Below are 20435 nucleotides of genomic sequence, written 5' to 3' on the forward strand. Positions count from 1 at the left end.
TTATACCTCCGCCCACATGCGCAGCAGGTTGGCCAGGCTCTTCGACAGCATGTCAAAGGTGCGGGTCTTGCCGTTGGCCCCGAATTCCTGGCGACGCGTGGTATCCAGGTCGAAGAGGATCTCCCGCTGCTGTGGTTCGCGCACCTGGCTCTGGGCCCAACCCACGGCGGCCAGCCTTTCGCCTTGAGTGACGGGCTCGACACGATGCAGGGTCGAGGAGGGATAGAGGACCAGGGCGCCGGCGGGCAACTTGTAGGTCTGCTCCCCGGCGGTCGAGTCGATCAGCAGCTCCCCGCCCTCGTAGCTGGCCGGGTCATTCAGGAAGAGAGTGAAGGACAGGTCGGTGCGCATGGCGCCCTGGGGCGTGGACATGATCGCATCGTCGACATGATTGCCGTAGCTCATGCCCTCCTTATAGCGGCTGAACATCAGCGGTTTCATGTGTCGGGGGCGAGCGGCCATCTGGAACAGTGGGTGGCGCTGTAGCGCCGATGCCAGTTCCTCACGCAGGGCGATCACCTCGGGTTGGCGGCCATCGGCCTGCTCGTTCTGCTTGACGGTGCGGGCGTGCCAGCCGGCCGTTTCCCGCCCGTCCCGGTAAGCGGCGTCGGCCAGGGCCGACTGAACCCGTGACAGCAGCTCCGTCGGGATGACCTGATCGATGCAGAGAATCACAATAGGCGCTCCAGTTGAGAAGGAGATTGCCAATTATAAGCATCTGTGAACCATTTGCATTAACCTTCTGCCCACGTCAATAATGGGGCGTCGATCCTCAGGCCTGCACGGCCGAGGCTTCTGTCAATCGTGATTCATAAGGAAGTTTGCATGTCTAACAGCACCCGCACCAAGCTTTGGGTCGGCGTCGGCGCCTCTGTTCTGCTTGGCTCCGGCGCGACCAGTTGGGCCGATACCCCGGTCGCGGACGACCTCACCCAAGGGCCCGATAGCCTGATGCTCGCCCATGCCGACCAGGGTGGCGAGGGCGGTGAAGCCGGCCACCAGGAAGGCGGCGAGGGCGGTGAAGCCGGCCACCAGGCAGGTGGCGAGGGCAGTGAAGGCAGCGCCGCGGCGGATCCCTTCTCGGTATTTGCCTACCTGAATGCCTCCGCTGGCGGTGAAGGCGGTGAAGGTGGTGAAGGCGGTGAAGGCGGTGAAGGTGGTGAAGCGGGGCAGGGCATCGACGCCAACAACCCCGGTATCTACTACACCAATCTGGCCATGATGAAGGGTCACCTGGCCATCGCCCGAGAGCTCTATCAGGAAGGGGCACAGACCTCCTCCCAGCCGCATTTCGGCCATCCCCTCCAGGAGCACTACGAGCCGCTGGAGTCGGCCTTCGAGACCCGTGGCGTTACGCCGTTTGAGGACACGCTCCAGGCTCTGGTCGATCAGGCGAGAGAGGGCGGGGAATGGCGTGAGCATGCCGACGCCTATCAGGTTGCCCTCCAGGCCATCGATGTCGCCATGCAGGATGTCGACGCCGAGCTGCGTGACGATGTCGCGTTCCAGAGTCGTGTCCAACTGGCCCTGCTGCGCCAGGCGAAGCACGAGTACGAGGAAGCCGTAGAAAACGGCCAGTTCGTCAACGTCCCGGAGTACCAGGATGGACGCGGCTTCATGCTGACTGCCAGGTCGCTGCTCGAACAGCAGGCTGAACTCTTCAGGGCCAGCGACGAGGCGACCCTTGAGGAGCTGATGGCGGCCTATGATGAAGCGATGGAGGCCTGGCCCTCAGCCGAGGCGCCCCAGACTCCGGTGATGAGCCACGGCGAGCTCTCCTCCAGCACTTTCAGGCTGGAATCGCTGCTCGGTCGTTACTGAGCCATCGGCGCCGCTGGAAGACGCCAGCAGGGGCCTCCCTCATAATAGGCCCGCCGCGGAGGCTTTCCGTGCGGGCCTCTCTGTACCTATCTCGGTGACCGGCAGGTTAGCTCCTGGCGTCGATTGCCGGGTGACATCCGATGAGCGCCGGGCAGACTGCCTCATGACAGTGGCGGGGCTTCTTGTAGCGGGTCGAGCGCTATGACGGCCCGGTGGAGCTTCGCCTTGCGCGCCTCGAGGGAGTCGAGCCAGTCGAGGCACTCCTTCTCCACGCCTCCGGGAGGGCCGGTATCGGGCATCGAGGCGCTAAAGGCCCGGATCCAGGTCTGCCGGGTGCAGAGATCCTGAAACTCACCGAGCAGCGACTGGCGCTGTTTCAGCCCGGCGAGGAAGGTGCGGTGTCGCTCGGGATCCAGTTCCGCCAGATAGCGAATGCGCTTGACGGTCTTGCGCAGTTCATGGAGTGACGCATCGGGCGAATCGTCGGTGAGGGCCGCCAGGTCAGCGTCATGCCGCAGGACCCGCTCGGTCAGTACCGCCTCGACCTCTTCCGGCGTCACTTCCCTGAGCGCCCGGCGCAACCCCTTGTTCGAGAGGAAGCGTTGCCACTTCGCCATGTCGCGGGCATAGCACGGCTGTGCCATGGCGTGGCAGAGGGCCGCGTGCCGCTCGCGACCCTGATGCTCCAGCCAGTCGTGCACCGTCTTGAGGGTCTGCTCCGATAGCGAAGGTGGCTCCTGGCCCAGGGTCTCGAGAAACACGTCGAGGTCCCGCAGATCGCTGGTGGCCCGTGCGCGATGTTTCAGGCGCTTGAGGACCTTGCCGAGGCCGGGTACCCGGATGATGGCCCCCACGGACTCGACGATGGCGCGGCTGCGCCGCAGGTTGACGCGGTACTGATGCAGGAATTCGGGGTCGAAGCCGGCAACCACCCCGGGCTCCAGGGCCCTCACCATACGGTATTGATGGATCAGCAGTCCGAGGACCCGCTTGTCCGTGCGTGCCCGGTCGAGGTCGGGTGCGCGGGGGGCCTGTTTCCTGAACAGCGCGTGGCTCGTCTCGCTCGGCGTCAGGCGAGCGACTCGATCGGCCCGGTGCTTGCGGAGATCCTGCCAGCCCTCCACGGGCAGGGAGAGGCTAAGCAGCCCCCCGGTGGGCAGGTCGGCGGGCGCCTGCCGGCAGAGCCAGCGGGCGAGCCCGGTCAGTGCCGGGTTGTGGCCGATCAGGATGACGCTGTCGCAATCGGACGGGAGGGCCATCAGCCATTTGCGAAGCTGCTTCCAGTCGAAGGTCTGGAGCGCCTGGGTGTATCGGGTCCGGCCGGCGAGGGACGACGCAGGCAACTGCTCGTCGAGGCCCAGCAGGGTCTGACGGGTGCGGGTCGACGTGCTGACGTGGATTTCGCCGTCCAGGGCACCCAGGCGTTGCAGCGCCTGGGCCATGGCCGCTACCTGGCGTCGTCCGCGTCGGCTCAAGGGCCGGTGGCAATCCTCCATGCCACCGCTGGCTCGCGATGCCTTGGCGTGACGCAGCAGGTAGAGCTCTTTCATTGGCGCCTCCCCGACGATGGCCCTACGGCCCAGCCTAGGCCAGGCTGCCGCCGCTGGCGCTATTCGTCCTTCGGATGACGCGGTCGCGGACGGCGAGCTTCCCTGTCGCGACGCCGTTGGCGGGCCAGGGCGTTGCCGTTGGCCAGGTGCACCAGGAACTCGATTTCATCGTGACTGAGCGGTCGACGCCTTTGCGCGGACATGACATACCCTCCCCGACAGGATGCCGCTAATCGAGGCTAGCGTCGGGAGATGTCAGTCAGATGACGTCCAGGGGGCAGCTTGATGACACGCAACGAAAAACCGCCACCCGGCGTGACCCGTAACGGGCTTTTTCTCATGATGTTTCTGGTTGGCGCGACAGGATTCGAACCTGCGACCTTTGCAACTAAGTGTCAGATCAGATCGCGGCGCAGCGTGGTGGTTTCGCTGAGTTCGGTCGCTGGTGGTGCACTGGCCATCAGGCTCAACGCGGATGGATACGTGATAAACTTTCATGCATTAAGAGCAGTCCTCTTGAATCGTATTCTGGCAAGAACATCTTGATGCTATGAGAAAAACTGCTCGCCATCTCCTTTTCTACCTCAGCCCGGTGAATGAGGCGGGGTAACTCCACTGTTTACTTAGCGGGACATTACACTAGGCCAGTGTCTTGTTGTGAATTGCGGCGGCGTCTAAACCACCTACACTACTGGAACGGTTCGTCACGGGCAGCGGAACCGCCCTCTGCGCAACGTGTTGTCTGTCGCTAAAGGTGGGCCAATGTCCGATTTCACCTCTGTCGAGGTTTTCCTTTTCGCTGCGCTGCATATCAGGATCGACGGGTGACGGAACGGTGACGCGCCGGGAGGCCCGGCAGAGCGCGGCGTAACCTGCGCGCGAGTCGTGGCGCATCCGCCATGATCCCCGGCTGAGCGAGTGCGCCCATACTGGGCGCGGTATCGGTACGGCCTATTCGCGAGCGCGTGGGGTCCCGGCCAGCTTCAGCCGAGGAGAAATCGGCATGTCCAACTACATGCATCCGGGCGTCTATATCGAACATGTGCCATCAGGCCTTCTGTCCATCGAGGCCGCCTCGACCTCCGTCGCGGCCTTCATCGGTCGGGTGAATCGCGGGGCCCTGGTGACCGACGACAAGGAGGACGGCAAGCCGGTCTTCATCACCAGCCAGGCGCAATTCGCCAGCCTCTTCGGTGAGTTGGGCGGTGCGGCGGGGGGCTTGCGCAACATGGGCAGCGCCCCGGACAGTTTCGGTTTCGCGGTGCAGTCCTTCTTCGCCAATGGCGGGACCAAGGCCTATATCGTGCCGGTTGGCGACGGCAATGGCGAGGCCTCCAGCGCCGCCTTCACCGACCCGGTCAATGCGGGGATGGGGTTCTACTTCACCGCCCGTTCCGAAGGTGTCTGGGCCGACGGCATGGTGCTGAGAATCAGGCGCGCGGTGGAGGATACCAACCCCCTTCTGGCGACCTACGATGTCGAGATTGGCGTGCCGGACGGGCGGGGCAGACTCGACCCGGTGCTGGAAACGCATACCGACATGACGCTGGACCCGGCCAGCGGGCAGTTCCTCGCCGCGACCATCGACCAGGCCAGCATGCTGGTCTCCGCCCGGCATGAAACCGTGGCCTCTGGGGGTGGTGGCGCCATCGCGGGGTTCGAGAGCGGCGATCTGTCGGGGCTCGACCCCACGACGATCTCCAGCGGCGACACGATCGAGCTGAGCTTTACCGGCGATACGGTGAGCGGCCAGCCGGTCGTCGTGGCCTTCCCGGGCGGCGCGGCGACGCTGGCCGATCTCGCTGCCGTCATCCAGACGCAGGTACGCGGCGCCGCGACTGTGAGTGCGCGTGCCAATTTCGTCGCCGCCGTGACGCGCGACAACACGATTCTGCTTCTGCCCGGGCAGAGCGCGACCGCCGGGACCGTGAATACCGTCACGGTTTCGGGCGGCTCGGCGGAGACGGCGCTGGCCTTCGCTACCGGATCGGCGGTGCCGTACCCGTCGCCCTGGCCCGACCACCCTACAACGCCACTGGACATCAGTTTCGCGGGCGGCGTCGTTCATGGCGAGCCGGCCAATGCCGATTACACCAAGGCGCTGATCCATCTGCGCGACTACCGCGACATCTCCATCGTCATGCTGCCCGGCAAGGTGTGGACCTCCGGCGGCGACAACGGCGCTCTCGAGGCTGCCATCACCCATGCGGAGTTCATGCAGAACCGCATGGTGCTGATCGATCCCCCCGACCCGGTGGGGGCCGCGCGCCTGCAGAGCCCCACCGACGTCAAGGATCTGGGCGCGCCGACGTCGCCCTATACGGCGCTCTACTACCCGTGGATGGAGGTGGCGAACCCCTATTACGACCCCGATACCGCGGCCAACCTGCCCAAGACATTCCGCATTCCGCCGGGGCCCTTCGCCGCCGGTGTCTGGGCGCGGATCGATGCCCGCCGGGGCGTGTGGAAGGCCCCAGCGGGGCTCGAGGCGACGGTACGCAGCACCGTGGGCCCGACCATCGATATCGGCGCGGACCTTCAGGACAACCTCAACGAGTTCGGGGTCAACTGCTTCCGGGCGATCATCGGGCCGACGGTGGTCTGGGGCGCACGCACGCGAGCGACCAAAACCAAGCCTGAATACCGCTACGTCCCCGTCCGCCGCACGCAGAACATGATCGGCGAGAGCCTCTATGGCGCGCTGCAGGCAGTGGTTTTCGAACCCAACGACCACAAGCTCTGGTCGAGCCTGAGAGCCAATGTCGGCGCGTTCATGGATACGCTGCATCGTGCGGGCGCCTTCCAGGGCGAGAAAGCCTCTGACGCCTACTACGTGAGGTGTGGACTGGGATCGACGATGACGCAGGCCGATATCGACGCGGGCGTCGTGCGGGTGGTTGTGGGCTTCGCACCTCTGAAGCCCGCCGAGTTCGTGGTCGTCCAGATCAAGCAGATCGTCGGTCAGACCCGCTGAGGCCTGACCCGCCGCAACCAGATAGCAGGAGGGCCCAATGCCTGCCCCAACCTTTCCCGCGAACGCGCATCGCTACGATCCGTATCGCACCTTCAAGTTTCAGATCGTCATCAACGGCCAGACCGTCGCCGGTCTGACCAAGATGGGCGCGCTGAAACGTACCACCGAGGCCGTGAAGTGGCGCTCCGCAGGAGATCCCTCCTACCAGAGAGTGATGCCGGGAGGGTCGAGCTTCGAGGCAGTCGCGTTGGAACAGGGCCTGACCCACGACCCCATCTTCGAGGAATGGGCCAATGCCGTGAACAACGTTCGCGACGGGGACGCGGGGATGAGCCTCGTGAACTACCGCCGCGACGTCGTGATCAACGTGCTGAACCTGCAGGGCGTACCGGCGATCAGCTACCAGCTGCGCCGGGCCTGGGTGTCTGAGTTCCAGGCGCTGCCCGAGTTCGATGCCAACAACATGAACACCGTGGGTATCCAGACCATCACGTTGCAGCATGAAGGTTTCGTCCGGGACGAGGCCGTGGCCGAGCCGTCAGAGACCTGATCTGTCATGGACCGGGCCCCCGAAACCCTGGCCAGGGCATATCCGCCAGCGCGCTATCGCGCGCTGGACGGGCATGCCGAACTCGCCGTGGCCGAGGCGGCGAGCAGCGCAGCTTCGCGACCGGCGCGGGTTACGACGATCCTGGCGGCGCTCTGTGCCGGGTTCGGGGAGGTCTCCGCGGATCGGGGAACGGCGCGACGGGTCTCAGCGGCGGGGCGGGAATGGCTGCTCCAGCGCGCGGCCCTGATGTTCCGTGGCCAGTGGGAATGGTATGAAGCACCGTGCGATGTCTGCGGCGCGCGTTTCGACCTGCGTCTTTCCCTGACCGACATCCCGCGCGCCGATGCGGGGCCGGGCTTCCCCGTCGCGGAGGTTTCCACGAGTCTCGGGCAGCGCCGTTTCGAGGCCCCGAATGGCGGCCACGAGGAGGCGCAGGCGGGCATGTGCGACGTCGAGGATCCGCGCCGGGTCTTTGCTGCGCTCTGTGGGCTGTCGGAGGCGGCAGAGGCCGAGGCGATCCGGTTCGACCTTCACGACCTTGCACGGATCGACGCAGCACTGGAGGCGGTCTCGCCCGATGTCGCGGATAGCGTCGACGCGGTTTGTCCCTATTGCGGGTCGGCCAGTCACGCCCGGATCGATCCGTTGACCTTCGCGTTTCCGGGTGTCGAGACGCCCCTGCGCGAGGTTCACTTGATCGCGTCCGCCTATCGCTGGACTGAACCCGAGATCCTTGATCTTCCGGTTGCCCGCCGCCGTGCCTATGCCGAGCTGATCCGCGCCGAACGGGGCACGCCGCCGTCACGAGGGAGGCGAGTCTCATGAGCTTCCTGGCCCGTCTCGCCGCCCGGTCCGCCCCGGCCCGCACCGGCATTGCGCCCAAGGGCATCGTTCGCCGTGCGGCGGCCGCGGAGGAAGAGGACGAGATGCAGACCCTGCGCCGGCAGCCGGAGGAAGAGAACGAGATGCAGACCCTGCGCCGGCAGCCGGAGGAAGAGGAGGAGATGCAGGCCCTGCGCCGGCAGCCGGAGGAAGAGGAGGAGATGCAGGCCCTGCGCCGTCAGCCGAAGGAAGAGGAGGAGATGCAGGCCCTGCGCCGTCAGCCGGAGGAAGAGGAGGAGATGCAGGCCCTGCGCCGTCAGCCGGAGGAAGAGGAGGAGATGCAGGCCCTGCGCCGACAGCCGGAGGAAGAGGAGGAGATGCAGGCCCTGCGCCGGCAGCCGGAGGAAGAGGAGGAGATGCAGGCCCTGCGCCGGCAGTCGGAGGAAGAGGAGGAGATGCAGGCCCTGCGCCGGCAGCCGGAGAAAGAAGAGCCCGTTCAGATGCTCCGCCGTGCCGGATCGCGGCTTGGGCTCGACCCGGAGACTGCGCCCTTCCCCGAGGAGATGCGCGACGAGGAGGAGCCTTCCACCCTTACCGCGCTGCGCCGAGAGGATGCGGTGGCGGACGGGACGCCGCCGGCGCTGCCACCGGCCTTCGATCCCGTCGCGATGCCGGGAACGCCGCCGACCGAACCACCACACGGTGACCGCTTCAAGCGCCCCGATGTCCATATCGATCAGCTCGACGTGCTGATCCACGAACCCGCCGCCGCGCCCGGCGCGGGGCGTAACGCCGACCGCAGCCGCGCCATCCGCGCGCGTTACCTCAGGAGGCTCTGACCCGATGCCGGTTCCAGTCTCGTCCCTCTCGGTCGCGGTGCAGGGCATCGCCGATTTTCTCGACAGTCATTTCGGGGAGGAGGTGACGATCACGGTGGCGCATCCGCTGCGCGCCTCGGAGATCGCGCGCGGGGCAGGGGTGACGGCCCATGTCCTGAACATCTTCGCCTATCGGGTGGCGCCCTCGGGCTTCCACGCCGATCTCGGTGCCGACCAGACTCAGTTCATCCGCATCAACACGCTGCTGACCCCATTCCCGGCGGATATCGACAACGCCGCCGACGATGCCGACATGCGGATCCTCGGCCATGCCATCCGGGCCCTGCAAAGCCATCCCGTCCTGCCGATCGCCACCGAGGAGCCGCTGCCCGGCGCGGCGATCACCGCGCCGCACGACCGCAAGGCGTATCGGCTCGAGGCGATCATGCTGGCCCCGCCGATGGAGGAGATCAACCATATCTGGACGACGCAAGGGGGCGAGCTGGCCTATCGGTTGTCGGCTGTCTACGAGTTCGCCCTGATCCCGATCGAGCCGCTGGAGCCCAGGGTCGAGGCCGCGCCGCCCGAGACGCTGATCATCGACACTCTGCCGAACTTAGCGGGGGCGCGGGCGGGTTTCCAGGATCTGGGGCCCGATAGCCACGTCGCCCCAGTGGGGGATGGCGTGACGCCGCCGCCGGTGAACTGGGCGCCGGTGCAGATGTTCGTCCTGGGGGGCACGCTGATCAATGCGATCTCGGTGCCCGGCACGGCGACCGAGGCGACCGTGGCCGTGGCAGGACCGGCTGGGGGCGAGGCGGCGCTGCAGGTGATCTGGCGGCTGGGTGACGACAGCGAGAGCCCGCAGGCAGTGCAGATCATTCCCGTCGGCGCTCCCCTTCTCGACAACCCGGAGGCACAGGCGGTGCTGACGCTGGCGGTCCCGGCCAGCGCGGTCACCGGGACGGTGCGGGCACAGCCGGCGGCCAGCGGGGCGCCCGTGCCAGATAGTCCCTTCGGTAACGCCTTGACCCTGACCGTGACGTGAGGTGGCGATGACCTGTCAACAGGAAAGCACGGAATTCGACCTTCGCGGCCTCGACATGGAATGGGCCCGGATCGGCATGATGCTGACGCTGGCGGAGGCGATGCGCAGCGGGGCCGAGATCGGCGAGGCGTTCTCGAAGGGGTTTGCCGAGGCCGGCGCGGCCGTGGCGGAGAACCGAGGGCGCGGCGTCTGGGCCGGTCTCGCCTCGCTGGTCGACCCCGGCCTGCTGCGTGGCTTCCTGCAGTTCGACCTCGATCTCCTGGCGCTGGCGCTGGCCCCGGTGGCGCGCCCGGCTTACGGCCCCCGCCTGCAATCGCTGCAGCCGCAGGTGAACGCGCCCTGGCCGAGTCTCGCCCTGGCGCAGGAAGTGCTGATGCTCGATGACGGGGCCGAGATTGGCGTGCTCTATAGCCGGCTGGACGCGACCGCGCCGCTCGTTGCCGCGGGGCTCGTGCGGGTCACCGGCGAGGGCCCCTATCAGATGATCCAGCCGACGCCCGTCGCGCAGCGTGCCGTGCTGACGCGCTCGGGCGAGGTCACAGCGCCGCCGGGGGCCAATCTGGAAACCCGCAGGGGGCGATGGCCAGATCTTGTCCTTCCCGAGAAAACCATGCGGTCCCTGCGCGACTTCACCGCCTGGCTGAAGCGACGCGACCAGATCGCCGGCTGGGGAGGCCGTGCGGTGGGTGGGCCGCTGGCGCTGTTTTCCGGCGCGTCGGGGACGGGCAAGAGCTTCGCCGCCTTGGTTATCGCCGGGGAACTTGCCGAGGCGACGGGCAGCCCCTGGGCGCTCTACACGCTCGACCTGGGCCGGATCATGTCGAAATATGTGGGCGAGACGGAAGAGAACCTGAACCGCCTGCTCGACGCGCTGGACGGCAAGTGCGCGATCCTGCAGATCGACGAGGCCGACGGGTTGCTGGGCAAGCGCGGCGAGGTCACCGATGCCCGCGACCGCTACGCCAACCTGGAGGTCAGCCACCTGCTGTCGCGCTTCGAGCGGCATGCGGGACCGGTAATCCTGACGACCAACCTGCGCGCCAATATCGATCCGGCCTTCCTGCGTCGCTTCCAGATGGTGATCGATTTCCCGTCGCCGGACGCGGACGCGCGTGCGGCGCTGTGGTCCACGCTGCTGCCGCCGGGGGCGCCGCGCTGCGCGACGCTGGACGTGGAGATGCTGGCGGGGGCCACACGGCTGTCGGGCGGCGCGATCCAGAACGCGGCGCACTATGCGGCCGTCCTGGCCGCCGAGCAGGACGCGCCCATCGCCCCCTGTCACCTCGCCCGCGCCGTCTGGGCGGAATTGGGCAAGGAGAACCGCCAGATCCGCCGCAGCGAGATCGGCGCGCTGGCCGCACACCTGGAGGAGGACGCATGACCCGCATCCGCCGCATGACCGTCACCCTGCCGCCGCGCCTGCGCCACTTGGCGGAGCACGAGGCAAGGCGCATCGCACGCGAGGCGGCTGCGCAACTGGGTGACGACGCGCCGCGCCGCCTGTCGGTCACGGTCGAGGGGCGCGGCACCTCGGGCTATGGGCTCGCCACCGCCGTCGGGCGGAGCGTTGCCACCAGCACCAAGGGGAGAGGCTGATGGCTGTGGCGACCAAGGGCGTGCTGTTCGAATACGGGCTGTCGATCCCTCCGCTGGCGCTGGTCTTCGACTTCAACCCGCAGTCGATCTCGCGTTCGCGCACGGTGACGATCAAGACCGGCGACGCGCCCGGCAACCGCACCGGCTACGACTTCCTTTCGCCGCTGGAGACCACACGCGTTGCGCAGGGCGTCGAACTGGCCGCCGAGGGGTTTTCCGTCGATATCCTGCTCGACGCCACCGACAGGATGGACGCGGGCGACGACGTGGCCGCGATGTTCGGGGTGCAGCCGCAGATCGACACGCTACGCTCGATGGTGGAGCCGAAATCGCAGGGACCTGGGGGCCTGCAGACCCTGTCCAGCCTCGGGATCGGCGGCGCGCGCGCTTTCGAGCGGCAGGAAACGGCTTCGGTCCTGATCTTCGCCTGGGGCTTGCAACTGCTGCCCGTCTTCCTGACTGGCGTTACCCAGAAGGAGGCGCTGCATCTGCCGAACCTGATGCCCTACCGCGCGGAGATGGGCCTGACGATGCAGGTCATCGAGAGTAACAATCCCTTCACCATGGCCGACAAGGTGCGTCAGACCGCGATGACTGCCCTGAACGCCGCGACCGGGTTCTGATGGAGGCGGGGCATGGCTTTCTTCAAGGGATCGGACTACGAGTTCACCCCGCTATTCGAGCGGTCGGAAACAGGTGCGGAGATCTTCCGCGGCCTGCGCGCCCGACGCATACGACATCCCGATCCGGTCCTCGAGCATACCGTGTCGCTGAAGGAGCGGCTCGATAGCGTGGCGCATGAGTATTACTCGGAAAGCCGGGACTGGCGCTGGCTGGTGGAGGCGAATCCCGACATCCTGTTTCCCGAGGACCTCTTGTGGGACACGCGCCCGCGGGCCTATGACGAGGACGGCGACATGACCGATCGGGGTACGACGGATGAGAACGGCCGCGAACGTATCGGCCAGGTCATCATCGTGCCCAGGCGCGGGGAGGCGGGCTGATGGTTTCGCTCTCTGCCATCGGCGGGCTTCTTGATCCAGGCTTCCGCAACCCGGCCTCCTGCCTGATCGAGGCGGGGGCGGGCTATCAGAACATCGGCGCCATCGCGCCCCTCGTGGCGACGGTCGATCTGCAGATGAGCCGCGAAGAGGCCGGGACAGGCACCATCGTCATCGAGGACCGCCGTGGCAGCGACGGCAAATGGGTGGCGTCCGATAGCGGGCTATTTACCCGTTGGGCGCCGATCCGAATCAGCGCCGATTTCGGCACGCGCCAGGACGTGATCCTGACCGGCTACATCCTGCGGCTGAGCCCCGAATATCCCGGCAACGCCGCGGAGGCCAAGCTGACATTGGAGGTGCAGGACGAAAGCGCGATCCTGTCACGCGAACAGATGCGCCGGGTCTGGGGCGAGGACACGCCCATGCCTGACCTCGAGATCCTGCGCGAGCTGGCCTCGGGCGTCGATCTGGCTGTCGATCCGATGTCGGGGCAGGGGCAGTCCAGCCGCGCGCTGTCGCAGGAGGGAACCCCGATCCAGTTTCTGCGCGAACGCGCGCGGGCCAACGGGTATGAACTGATCTTCCGCGAGGGCCAGGTCTATTTCGGCCCCAAGCGGCTGGATGGCACGCCTCAGGCACCGATCATGGTCTATGCCGGCCGGGACACGAATTGCCGGACCTTCAACCTGGGTGATGCCGGGGACAGTCCCGACCAGGTCCGCGCCGACCAGGCCCCGCGCGAGGAGGGTGCGACGCCCGAGGTCATCACGCTGATTCCGAACGAGCCTGTTCTGGGGACGACGCCCGCCGGGGCGGAGGGCGCCGGTCTGGGCGCGCCGTCGGTCTGGCGGGTGGGGGCGGAAGGCGACGAGACGGTCGAGGAACGCACCGCCCGCGCCCAGGCGCTGGTCAACGAGCATGCCTTCAAGCTGCGCGGCTCGGGCGAGTTGGACGGCTCGCTCTATGGCCATGTCCTTCTTCCCGGCGCGCTGGTGACCATTGACGGGCCGGGAACGCGATACGGCGGCCTCTATTACGTCGACACGGTTTCCCATGCCTTCAACACCGAGGGCTATACCCAGACTTTCGAAGTGATGCGCAACGCCACCGGCGAAAGCGCCGCGCCAACCAGCCCGCTGAGCGGCGCGGTCTCGGCCCTGAGTGGCCTGTTCTGAGGAGAGTGCGATGGATGAATTTCAGCTTCTCGAAGATGTCGCTCGCAGGCAGGCCACGAAATACTGGGGCAAGTACCGTGGCTTCGTGACGAATACCCAGGATCCGGAAAACCGGGGCCGGGTGAAGGTGACGGTGCCGTCCGTGCTGGGCGAGAGCGAATCGCAATGGGCGGAACCGGCCTTCCCCTATGGCGGGGGCGCGGCCTTCGGCTTCGTCGCGGTGCCGCCGGTCGACAGCGCGGTCCTGGTCGAATTTCTCGAAGGCGACGCCTCGGCGCCGATCTGGACGGGGGCGCTGTGGCGCACGGCCGCCGAGGTTCCCGAAGAACATGCCGGTCAGGAAACCAAGGTCTGGAAGACGGAAAGCGGCCATCGGCTGGTCTTTGATGATACGGACGGAGCGGAGAAGGTCACGCTCCATTCCGCCGCCGATGCAGTGGTTGAGTTGAACCACGAGGGATCCTTGGCCCTTACCGACGCCTCAGGCGCCCATGTCACCATCGACGCGGCGGCGGGCGAGATCGTCATCGAGGACGCCAACGGCAACTCGATCACGCTGTCATCGTCGGGCATCGCCTGCGCCGACGCGGCCGGGAACGAGATCGTCACGACGGCGGGCGGCATCGAGGTCAAGGGCACCACCGTCAAGATCGAGGGACAGTCGGTCAGCCTGGGCGGGGCGGGCGGCGAGCCGCTGATCAAGGGGCAGACCTTCATGGCGATGTTCAACTCGCACACGCATCCCTGCACGGCGCCCGGTTCACCCTCGGGCCCGCCGCTGGTGCCGCTGACGCCTGCCGCGCTGACCATCAAGACGGTGGCGTCATGACGATGCAGCACGAAACCCGGCTGCCGCGCGTGGCCTACATGAAGTTTCCGTTCCGGCTGGAGCGCGAGGGTCCGGCCATATCGACGCGGATGGACCATATCCGTGAGCAGGTGATGCAGGTGTTGTTCACCAGTCCCGGCGAGCGTGTCTTCCGCCCCGAGTTCGGCTTTGGCGCGCGCAGGCATGTGTTCGAACCCAACGCTGCGCCCTTGTGGGAACTGGCGCGCAACCGGCTGTTCGGATCGCTGGCCGAGGCGCTGGCGGGCGAAGTCGATCCCAAGACGTTGAAGGTGGAGGTGGGGCCGGGTCCCAACGAGCCCGAGGTCCTTCTGGTCACCATCACCTACACCATCGCCGCGTTGCAGAAGGAGGAAAGCCTCAGCTTCACCTTGTGAAGCGGGCATCAAGATCATGGCAGAGCTTCCCCCCCCCAAGCTCGAATTCGATCGCGGTTGCCCCGATTGTGGCGAGCGTCGCGCTGTGCTTCCGCCGCTGCTGCCCGGCGTTCCGGACGATTTCGACTGGAAGGCCCGCGACTACGACAGCCTGCGGCTTTTCCTGATGCAGGAACTGGCGCATCGCTTCCCGGCCCGCCGCCGCTGGACGCCGGCCGACATGGAAGTGGTCATCGTCGAGCTTCTGGCCGCCGCCTTCGACCGCGCCTCGCACGCGCTGGATGCGGTGCAGGGCGAAAGGTACTTGGCCACGGCGCGGCGACCGCAATCGGTCCGCAGGCTTCTGAAGCTGATCGGCTACGACGCCGCCGAACGGGTGCGCGACGAGGTGCTGGACCGCCTGCCGCCCCCGCCCGAGGGGGTGACCGAGACACGCGAGGAACAGCTGGAACGTCTGTGGCGGCTGGAGCCGGGGGTGATGGAGGCCGCGCGCGCCGAAGGTCCGCGCCTGATCGCCGAACAGCGCCGGATGGTGACGCTCGACGACCATGAGGCAGCGATTTCCGCACATCCGCTCGTCTCCCGCGCCCAGGCGCGGCTTGTCTGGACGGGGGCGTGGAACACCATCCTCGTCTCCGCCCTGCTGGAGGCCGACCGTCGCCTGGACGAGCCGCTGCCGCTTCCGGAGGAGGGCGGGGAGGCCGACCTCCTCTGGCGGCGGATCGAGGATTTTCACCATGACCAAAACATCCCCCTGCCGCCTGCCGGCGGGCCCGTCTCGCCCCGGCATCTCCTGCGGTCGCTGATCGAATTGCGCAGGATGATCGGGGCGGAGGTGTTCCTGGAAGATGCAAAACCGGCCGCCATCACCCTCACCCTCTCTATCCGCGCCAAGCCCGGCTACTTCCGCTCGGAGATGAAGCAGGCGCTGGCCGATGTCTTTTCCGCGGATGAAGGCGGCTTCTTCGAGCCCGGGCGGCTCGATTTCGGCGATGACCTGTTTGCCTCCGACATCATCGAGGCGGCCATGGCCGTCGATGGCGTTGCGGTGGCCTGTCTCAACCGGTTCAAGCGTGTGGGTTCCGGCTGGCCCGACCGCAGCGCGCAGGGCTTCATACCGGTCGAGGCCGATGAATATGTCCGCTGCCTGAACATCCGCGGTGAGCCGGAGAAGGGCTATTTCCGCCTGATCGTAAATGGGGGAGAGACCGGATGAACGGCAACCCAGACCGCCTGAACAAGCTTGCGGATCTCACGCGCTGGAACAGGGCGGGGCTACCGCGGTTCGAGTATGTCGATGGGGACGCGGCGGTCTGGCTCGAAGAGCTCCGGATCGCCATGATGGGTCTGGTCGCCCGTGGCGCGGAGATGGAGGAGCGCCTCCCCGACACCTGGCGCGGCCGCTTCTCCCTGGACATGGACCAATGGCCCGATTCGGCAGAACGAGAGGCCTTCGTAGAGGCGCTCGTCTGGAAGACCCTGGCCCGTGCGTTCCCCGACCGGCCCGAGACCGCGCGGCGGCGCAATGCCAGGCTACTCGACCAATATGCGTTGAACAGCGGTGAGTACGGCTGGGAGATCATGCGCGCGGCGGCACGGGCGTCCCATGTGCTGCTCGGTCATCTGAATGCTTACGCGAACGAGGGGTATCTGCCGACCGCTACCCAGTGGGAGAACCTCGTGAGGCTGGCCTCGATGGTCAATTACCAGCCGGCGCCGCCGACCTCGGCCGTGACCACGGTGGGATTGATCGTCGATCCGACGGATGGCGGAAAACCCGTGGAAATCGGCCGCGGGCTGGCGATGAAATATACGCCGCCCGAGGGTGGGGCACCCGTCCTCTTCGAGACGCTGGAGCCGATCAAGGTACACCCCGATCTGAACGCTGCCCGGGCGGTCGGCTGGAACAGCGACCCCGAGACGCTGAGCAATCCCGACCAGTGGATCGACGATCCCGAGGCGGAGATTGCGCCCGGCGCAGTCGCAGTCCTTCGGGGGTCGACCGGGGCGAAGGAAGCGACGATCCGCGAGGCGGCGCGCGACGAGGAAACGGGCATCGCGGTGATCCGCCTGACCGTGGACGGCACCCTGCCCACACGCGGCAGCGCCGTCCTGCACCTGGGCGCCAAGGCCGTGAAACGCGGTGCGCCCCGAACCACCGAGGGCGTGCTTGTCCTGAAGATCGCGACCGCCTCGAACTATCCGATCAACTCCGTGATCCGGCTCCATCACGACGGCACGAGCGCGGAATACCGGATCATAGGGAACGCCGACGGGCATCTGAAGCTGGACATGGGCACGGCGCTGGCGCTTGCCCACGGTCAGGAGGTCACCGTCGAGACACTGGTGCCCGTATCGAATACCGGCGGCGGCAATCTCGCGCCCGCATCGGTCGGGCTGACGGCCTTCTACATCAACACGCATGGCGTGCTGGATTTCGGGGACGGGACATTCAAGTATGCCGAGGATGAGGACGGCAACGAGCTGGACGATTATCTCGGTGTCGATTTCAGCGTGATCGCCGACGCTGTAGGCAGTTTCTATGTCCCAACCGAAGGGGCCAAGCGCGAAAGCGCGACCGTCGTGATGCTGCCAGATCCCGTCGTCCCGGTAAGCGATGCCCAACAGCGGATGGTCAGCTTCCACGGCAAGCCGCCCAAGTCGCTTGCCGTGGGCTCGGTCTACTACCGGCGGGCCCGGAAGAGGACGGGCGATCCGGAAGATCACGGAGTATCCGGGTTTGACGCGCCGCTGACGGTTGCCGGTGTCGCAGAGACGGCCGACGGCTACACGGTCCAGTTCTCGGAGTTGGTGGCGGACGATCTCGATCTTTTCCGGCCGGATGCGCATGACTTTCACGGCCCGATGATGCGCAGCCTTCGCCCGGTGGACCACGATCGTAACCCAAACCCGGCCTTCGAAGGGGCCGAGATCATGCTCCTGCCCGTGGCCGCCACCGCACGGGAACTGATCCGGCTGGGCAAACCCTGCCTGGTGGAGGACGAGCGCCACCTGATTCCGCCGGTTCGCGCCGTCCTGGTCGAAGCGGTGGAGGTCTCGGGGGCGTTGCAACTGTTGTTCGAGCCTGCCGACGGCCTGTCAGGTTTTCTCAAGGGCTGGACCACCCTGAACCTCAATGCGGTCGAGTGCAGCCACGGTGAAACGAAGAGTCCCAAGGTTCTTGGATCGGGTGACGCCGAGAAGGCCGCGCAGCGTTTCGTCCTCGGTGCGCGCGAGGTCAGTTTCATACCCTCGACGGTGGCGGAAACCGGCGTGGCGCCGGACATGGACATCTCCGTTGACGGAGTGCGTTGGTCCTATCGCGACCTGATCGACCCGACGGCGGACGGCACCGAAAGTTACGCGGTGTCGATGACGGAGGAAGGGCGGCTCGTGGTCCATTTCCGCCGCCGCCTGCCCACGGGCACGGACAATGTCGTCGTCAGCCGCTATCGCACCGGGGTCGGCCCCAAGGGGGCAGTTCCGGCGCGGGCCTTCGCCAAACCGATGAAGAAGCATCGCTACGTGCGCGCCCTGACGCAGCCCTTCGCGGCGACGGGCGGCGCGGATCGCGAACCGGTCGGCGATCTGCGTGTCAATGCGCCGGCGCGACTGGCCGCGAATGGCCGGGCAGTGTCGCTGAAGGATTTCGAGCGGCTCTGCCGACGCCGTTCGGACGTCTGGCAGGCCTGGGCGCGGCCGGTGGTTCAGCCGGGCGCCGGACGCCGCGTGGCCATCGTCATCGTGCCGGCGAATGGCGGGGCCATCGGCCCCACCTTGCGAGAGGTCCTGACGGAGTTCGCCGAGGCGCGCGCCTTGCCCGGTATTCGGGTCGATCTGGAGGCTTACGGCGCAATCCGCCTGGTCGTCACCGCCAGGATCCGTGTCGATATCGAGAAGTTCGACAAGACGGAGATACAGGCGGCGGCTCAGAGCGCGCTGATCGCCGAGTTCGCGCTTGAGCGCCGGGCTCTCGGCCAGCCCGCCTATATCTCCGAGGTGGCCGCGGCGCTGGAGCGGGTCGCGGGGGTGGAGACGGCAACCGTTCCCGGCTTCGCCGTCCAGCCCGCAACCGCCATCCGCCGCACGGCGATGACCGGCGGTGCGCCCTCGGCCTTCTTCCCCTTCGAGAACCAGGTCATCTTCGCCGCGCCGGAAACCGCCGGCGCCGACATGACCGTGCAGGTGGAGCCGATATGATGGAACCGTCGGATCTCAAATCCCGCGCGGGCCAGCTTCTCTACCGCGAATTGCCCGAGGAGTATCGCTACCGGGACCCGGCCCCCGAACCCGGCGAGTTGGGTGATCTGGAAGCCTATCTCCACGGTTTCGGTCACCTGCTTGACCTGATCCGCGCTACGACCGAACAGGCCTATGCCGATGCCTTCGCCGAACCCGCGGATAACGGCCGCGAGATCCAGGCCTGGCTGGTCCCATACCTCGCCGAACTGGTGGGCGCGGAGCTCCGCGCGCCCGACCCGTCGGCGCGGCGGCGGGAATTGAACGAGACGGTCGGCTGGTACAAGTCCAAGGGAACGCTGACCTCCATCGACGAGATTTCGGACGTGATCAGTGGGGCCGAGGCCGTGGTGGTCGAGGGCTGGCGCCGCACCCTGACCACGCCGCGCATGACCCTGCCGCCCTTCACCGTACCGGCCGCCTCGATGGGCGACGGCAGCCCGATGGCCGCCCCCGGCCTGCCGCAGGGGACACCGGATATCCGCTACGCGAACCGTGCGGTGATCGACGCGGATGGCGCCAATCCGCTCTACGCGTTCCGGGTGCCGCAGCGCGACGATTTCGGCCGCGAGATCGAGCCCCTCATCCTTCATTGGCGGCCCCGGAATCGGCGCGGAGTGCCCTGCTTCCCAGGCGCCTACGACGATACCTCGCTGCGCTCGCCCGACCTGCGCGCACCCACGGTCCGCGACGTCGGACCCCATCCGAACCGCACCATCGTCCATGTCCGCCCGCCCGAGGGGGTTTTCGCCAGCGGGCTGAACGGCAGCGACGTCGCGCCCACGGTGAACGATATCCAGATCGACCCGAACGAGACCGCGCAGCAACCCTTCGGACCGCAACAGGTCTTCGAGGCGCTCGGGTTGCTGGACGACGAAACGGCTGGGGCCCTGATGATCGACGGCGAGATCGTCTTGCCCGACAGGCTGGTGGTAGAGGGCAACCTGACGATTCCGGCGGGCAGCGACATCCTGTTCCATGACCTGATCTTCACCGGCGCGCTGACGCTGGATGGTCCGGAAACCCGCCTGACCATGCATCGCTGCGCCGCAGAGCGGGTGGTGCTGAATCACCCGACGGATGCCCCGGCGCTCTCCGCAACCGACTGCCTGTTCAACACGCTTCGGGGCGGAGTGGGATTTGCCCAGCTCATCTACTGCACGGTGATGGAGAGCACGGAGTTGGAGCGGCTCTGGGCGTCGGACTGCATCTTCAACGGGCCGATGGTGGATCTGGATTGTTCGGGCGACGACACCTGCATCCGCTACTCGCGCGTGCCGAGCCTGACCGAACTCGGTGATTGCGGCGCCGACAAGTCGCCCACGAACACCGATGACGATCCGAACTTCATCCGGCTGTGGTTCGAGGCGGGCGACGACTGCGTCTTGCGACCCGCGCTTTACGGCGAGCCGGGGGCCGGGGTGCTGGACCTGACCTCCTCGGACCGGCTGCGTGCCGAGGACGAGGGCGAGATGGGCGCCCATCATCACATGTTCCACGTCGCATCCGTCCACGCACTCGAACTGAAGCTGACCGATTACCTGCCGCTGGGGCAGGAGATCTCGGTCCGATATGACCCGTATCTTTCGCGCCCGCCGGTCCGGGCCGAATAGC

At 66.9% G+C, this 20435-nt stretch carries 19 protein-coding genes; 17 read left to right on the forward strand and 2 right to left on the reverse strand.

Annotation, left to right across the window (positions count from 1 at the left end; genetic code table 11):
* Nucleotides 1-675 (reverse strand): Fe2+-dependent dioxygenase, encoded by a 675-nt coding sequence (locus M8009_RS01370; RefSeq protein WP_250058975.1) that lies wholly within the window; start codon nt 673-675, stop codon nt 1-3.
* 150 nt (nt 676-825) lie between these two features.
* Between M8009_RS01370 and M8009_RS01375 the strand changes: the two genes are divergently transcribed.
* The gene (locus M8009_RS01375; protein ID WP_250058976.1) at nt 826-1821 is read left to right on the forward strand and encodes a hypothetical protein; all 996 of its coding nucleotides are present in this window, start codon (nt 826-828) and stop codon (nt 1819-1821) included.
* A 161-nt stretch (nt 1822-1982) separates the two neighbouring features.
* Here the strand turns inward: M8009_RS01375 and M8009_RS01380 are convergent, their stop codons facing one another.
* Nucleotides 1983-3371 (reverse strand): CHAD domain-containing protein, encoded by a 1389-nt coding sequence (locus M8009_RS01380; RefSeq protein WP_250058977.1) that lies wholly within the window; start codon nt 3369-3371, stop codon nt 1983-1985.
* Nucleotides 3372-3656: 285 nt separating this feature from the next.
* On the opposite strand from M8009_RS01380, the gene M8009_RS01385 reads away from it, so the two are divergent.
* The 16 genes from M8009_RS01385 (at nt 3657) to M8009_RS01460 (ending at nt 20434) form a co-directional block, all read left to right on the forward strand.
* Nucleotides 3657-3917: a hypothetical protein gene (locus M8009_RS01385; RefSeq protein ID WP_250058978.1), complete on the forward strand. Its 261-nt coding sequence runs from the start codon at nt 3657-3659 to the stop codon at nt 3915-3917.
* Between the two features lie 457 nt (nt 3918-4374).
* Nucleotides 4375-6345, forward strand: coding sequence for a phage tail sheath family protein (locus M8009_RS01390; RefSeq protein WP_250058979.1), 1971 nt, complete (start codon nt 4375-4377; stop codon nt 6343-6345).
* Between the two features lie 37 nt (nt 6346-6382).
* The gene (locus M8009_RS01395) at nt 6383-6895 is read left to right on the forward strand and encodes a phage tail protein (RefSeq protein WP_250058980.1); all 513 of its coding nucleotides are present in this window, start codon (nt 6383-6385) and stop codon (nt 6893-6895) included.
* A 6-nt stretch (nt 6896-6901) separates the two neighbouring features.
* On the forward strand, nt 6902-7720 hold the full coding sequence (locus M8009_RS01400; RefSeq protein WP_250058981.1) for a hypothetical protein: 819 nt from the start codon (nt 6902-6904) through the stop codon (nt 7718-7720).
* On the forward strand, nt 7717-8556 hold the full coding sequence (locus tag M8009_RS01405; RefSeq protein ID WP_250058982.1) for a hypothetical protein: 840 nt from the start codon (nt 7717-7719) through the stop codon (nt 8554-8556). The genes M8009_RS01400 and M8009_RS01405 overlap by 4 nt, the downstream gene beginning before the upstream one ends.
* A gap of 4 nt (nt 8557-8560) precedes the next feature.
* On the forward strand, nt 8561-9583 hold the full coding sequence (locus M8009_RS01410) for a Pvc16 family protein (protein WP_250058983.1): 1023 nt from the start codon (nt 8561-8563) through the stop codon (nt 9581-9583).
* A gap of 7 nt (nt 9584-9590) precedes the next feature.
* The gene (locus M8009_RS01415; protein WP_250058984.1) at nt 9591-10964 is read left to right on the forward strand and encodes an ATP-binding protein; all 1374 of its coding nucleotides are present in this window, start codon (nt 9591-9593) and stop codon (nt 10962-10964) included.
* Nucleotides 10961-11179 (forward strand): hypothetical protein, encoded by a 219-nt coding sequence (locus M8009_RS01420; protein ID WP_250058985.1) that lies wholly within the window; start codon nt 10961-10963, stop codon nt 11177-11179. The genes M8009_RS01415 and M8009_RS01420 overlap by 4 nt, the downstream gene beginning before the upstream one ends.
* Entirely contained in the window at nt 11179-11802 is a 624-nt protein-coding gene (locus M8009_RS01425; protein ID WP_250058986.1) for a hypothetical protein, read from the forward strand. The genes M8009_RS01420 and M8009_RS01425 overlap by 1 nt, the downstream gene beginning before the upstream one ends.
* A gap of 12 nt (nt 11803-11814) precedes the next feature.
* Complete coding sequence (locus M8009_RS01430) at nt 11815-12183, forward strand: hypothetical protein (RefSeq protein ID WP_250058987.1); 369 nt, start codon at nt 11815-11817, stop codon at nt 12181-12183.
* Complete coding sequence (locus M8009_RS01435) at nt 12183-13358, forward strand: phage late control D family protein (RefSeq protein ID WP_250058988.1); 1176 nt, start codon at nt 12183-12185, stop codon at nt 13356-13358. The genes M8009_RS01430 and M8009_RS01435 overlap by 1 nt, the downstream gene beginning before the upstream one ends.
* Nucleotides 13359-13368: 10 nt before the next feature.
* A complete protein-coding gene (locus tag M8009_RS01440) occupies nt 13369-14187 on the forward strand; it encodes a phage baseplate assembly protein V (protein WP_250058989.1) in 819 nt (272 codons plus the stop codon).
* Nucleotides 14184-14582 (forward strand): GPW/gp25 family protein, encoded by a 399-nt coding sequence (locus tag M8009_RS01445; protein ID WP_250058990.1) that lies wholly within the window; start codon nt 14184-14186, stop codon nt 14580-14582. The genes M8009_RS01440 and M8009_RS01445 overlap by 4 nt, the downstream gene beginning before the upstream one ends.
* Nucleotides 14583-14598: 16 nt before the next feature.
* Complete coding sequence (locus M8009_RS01450; protein WP_250058991.1) at nt 14599-15798, forward strand: baseplate J/gp47 family protein; 1200 nt, start codon at nt 14599-14601, stop codon at nt 15796-15798.
* Entirely contained in the window at nt 15795-18782 is a 2988-nt protein-coding gene (locus tag M8009_RS01455) for a baseplate J/gp47 family protein (RefSeq protein ID WP_250058992.1), read from the forward strand. Before M8009_RS01450 ends, M8009_RS01455 begins: the two co-directional genes overlap by 4 nt.
* Nucleotides 18779-20434, forward strand: a complete 1656-nt coding sequence (locus tag M8009_RS01460; protein ID WP_250058993.1) for a hypothetical protein — start codon at nt 18779-18781, stop codon at nt 20432-20434. The genes M8009_RS01455 and M8009_RS01460 overlap by 4 nt, the downstream gene beginning before the upstream one ends.
* Nucleotide 20435 lies beyond the last annotated feature (1 nt).

It is taken from the genome of Halomonas gemina (genome assembly GCF_023554995.1).
Taxonomy (GTDB): domain Bacteria; phylum Pseudomonadota; class Gammaproteobacteria; order Pseudomonadales; family Halomonadaceae; genus Halomonas; species Halomonas gemina.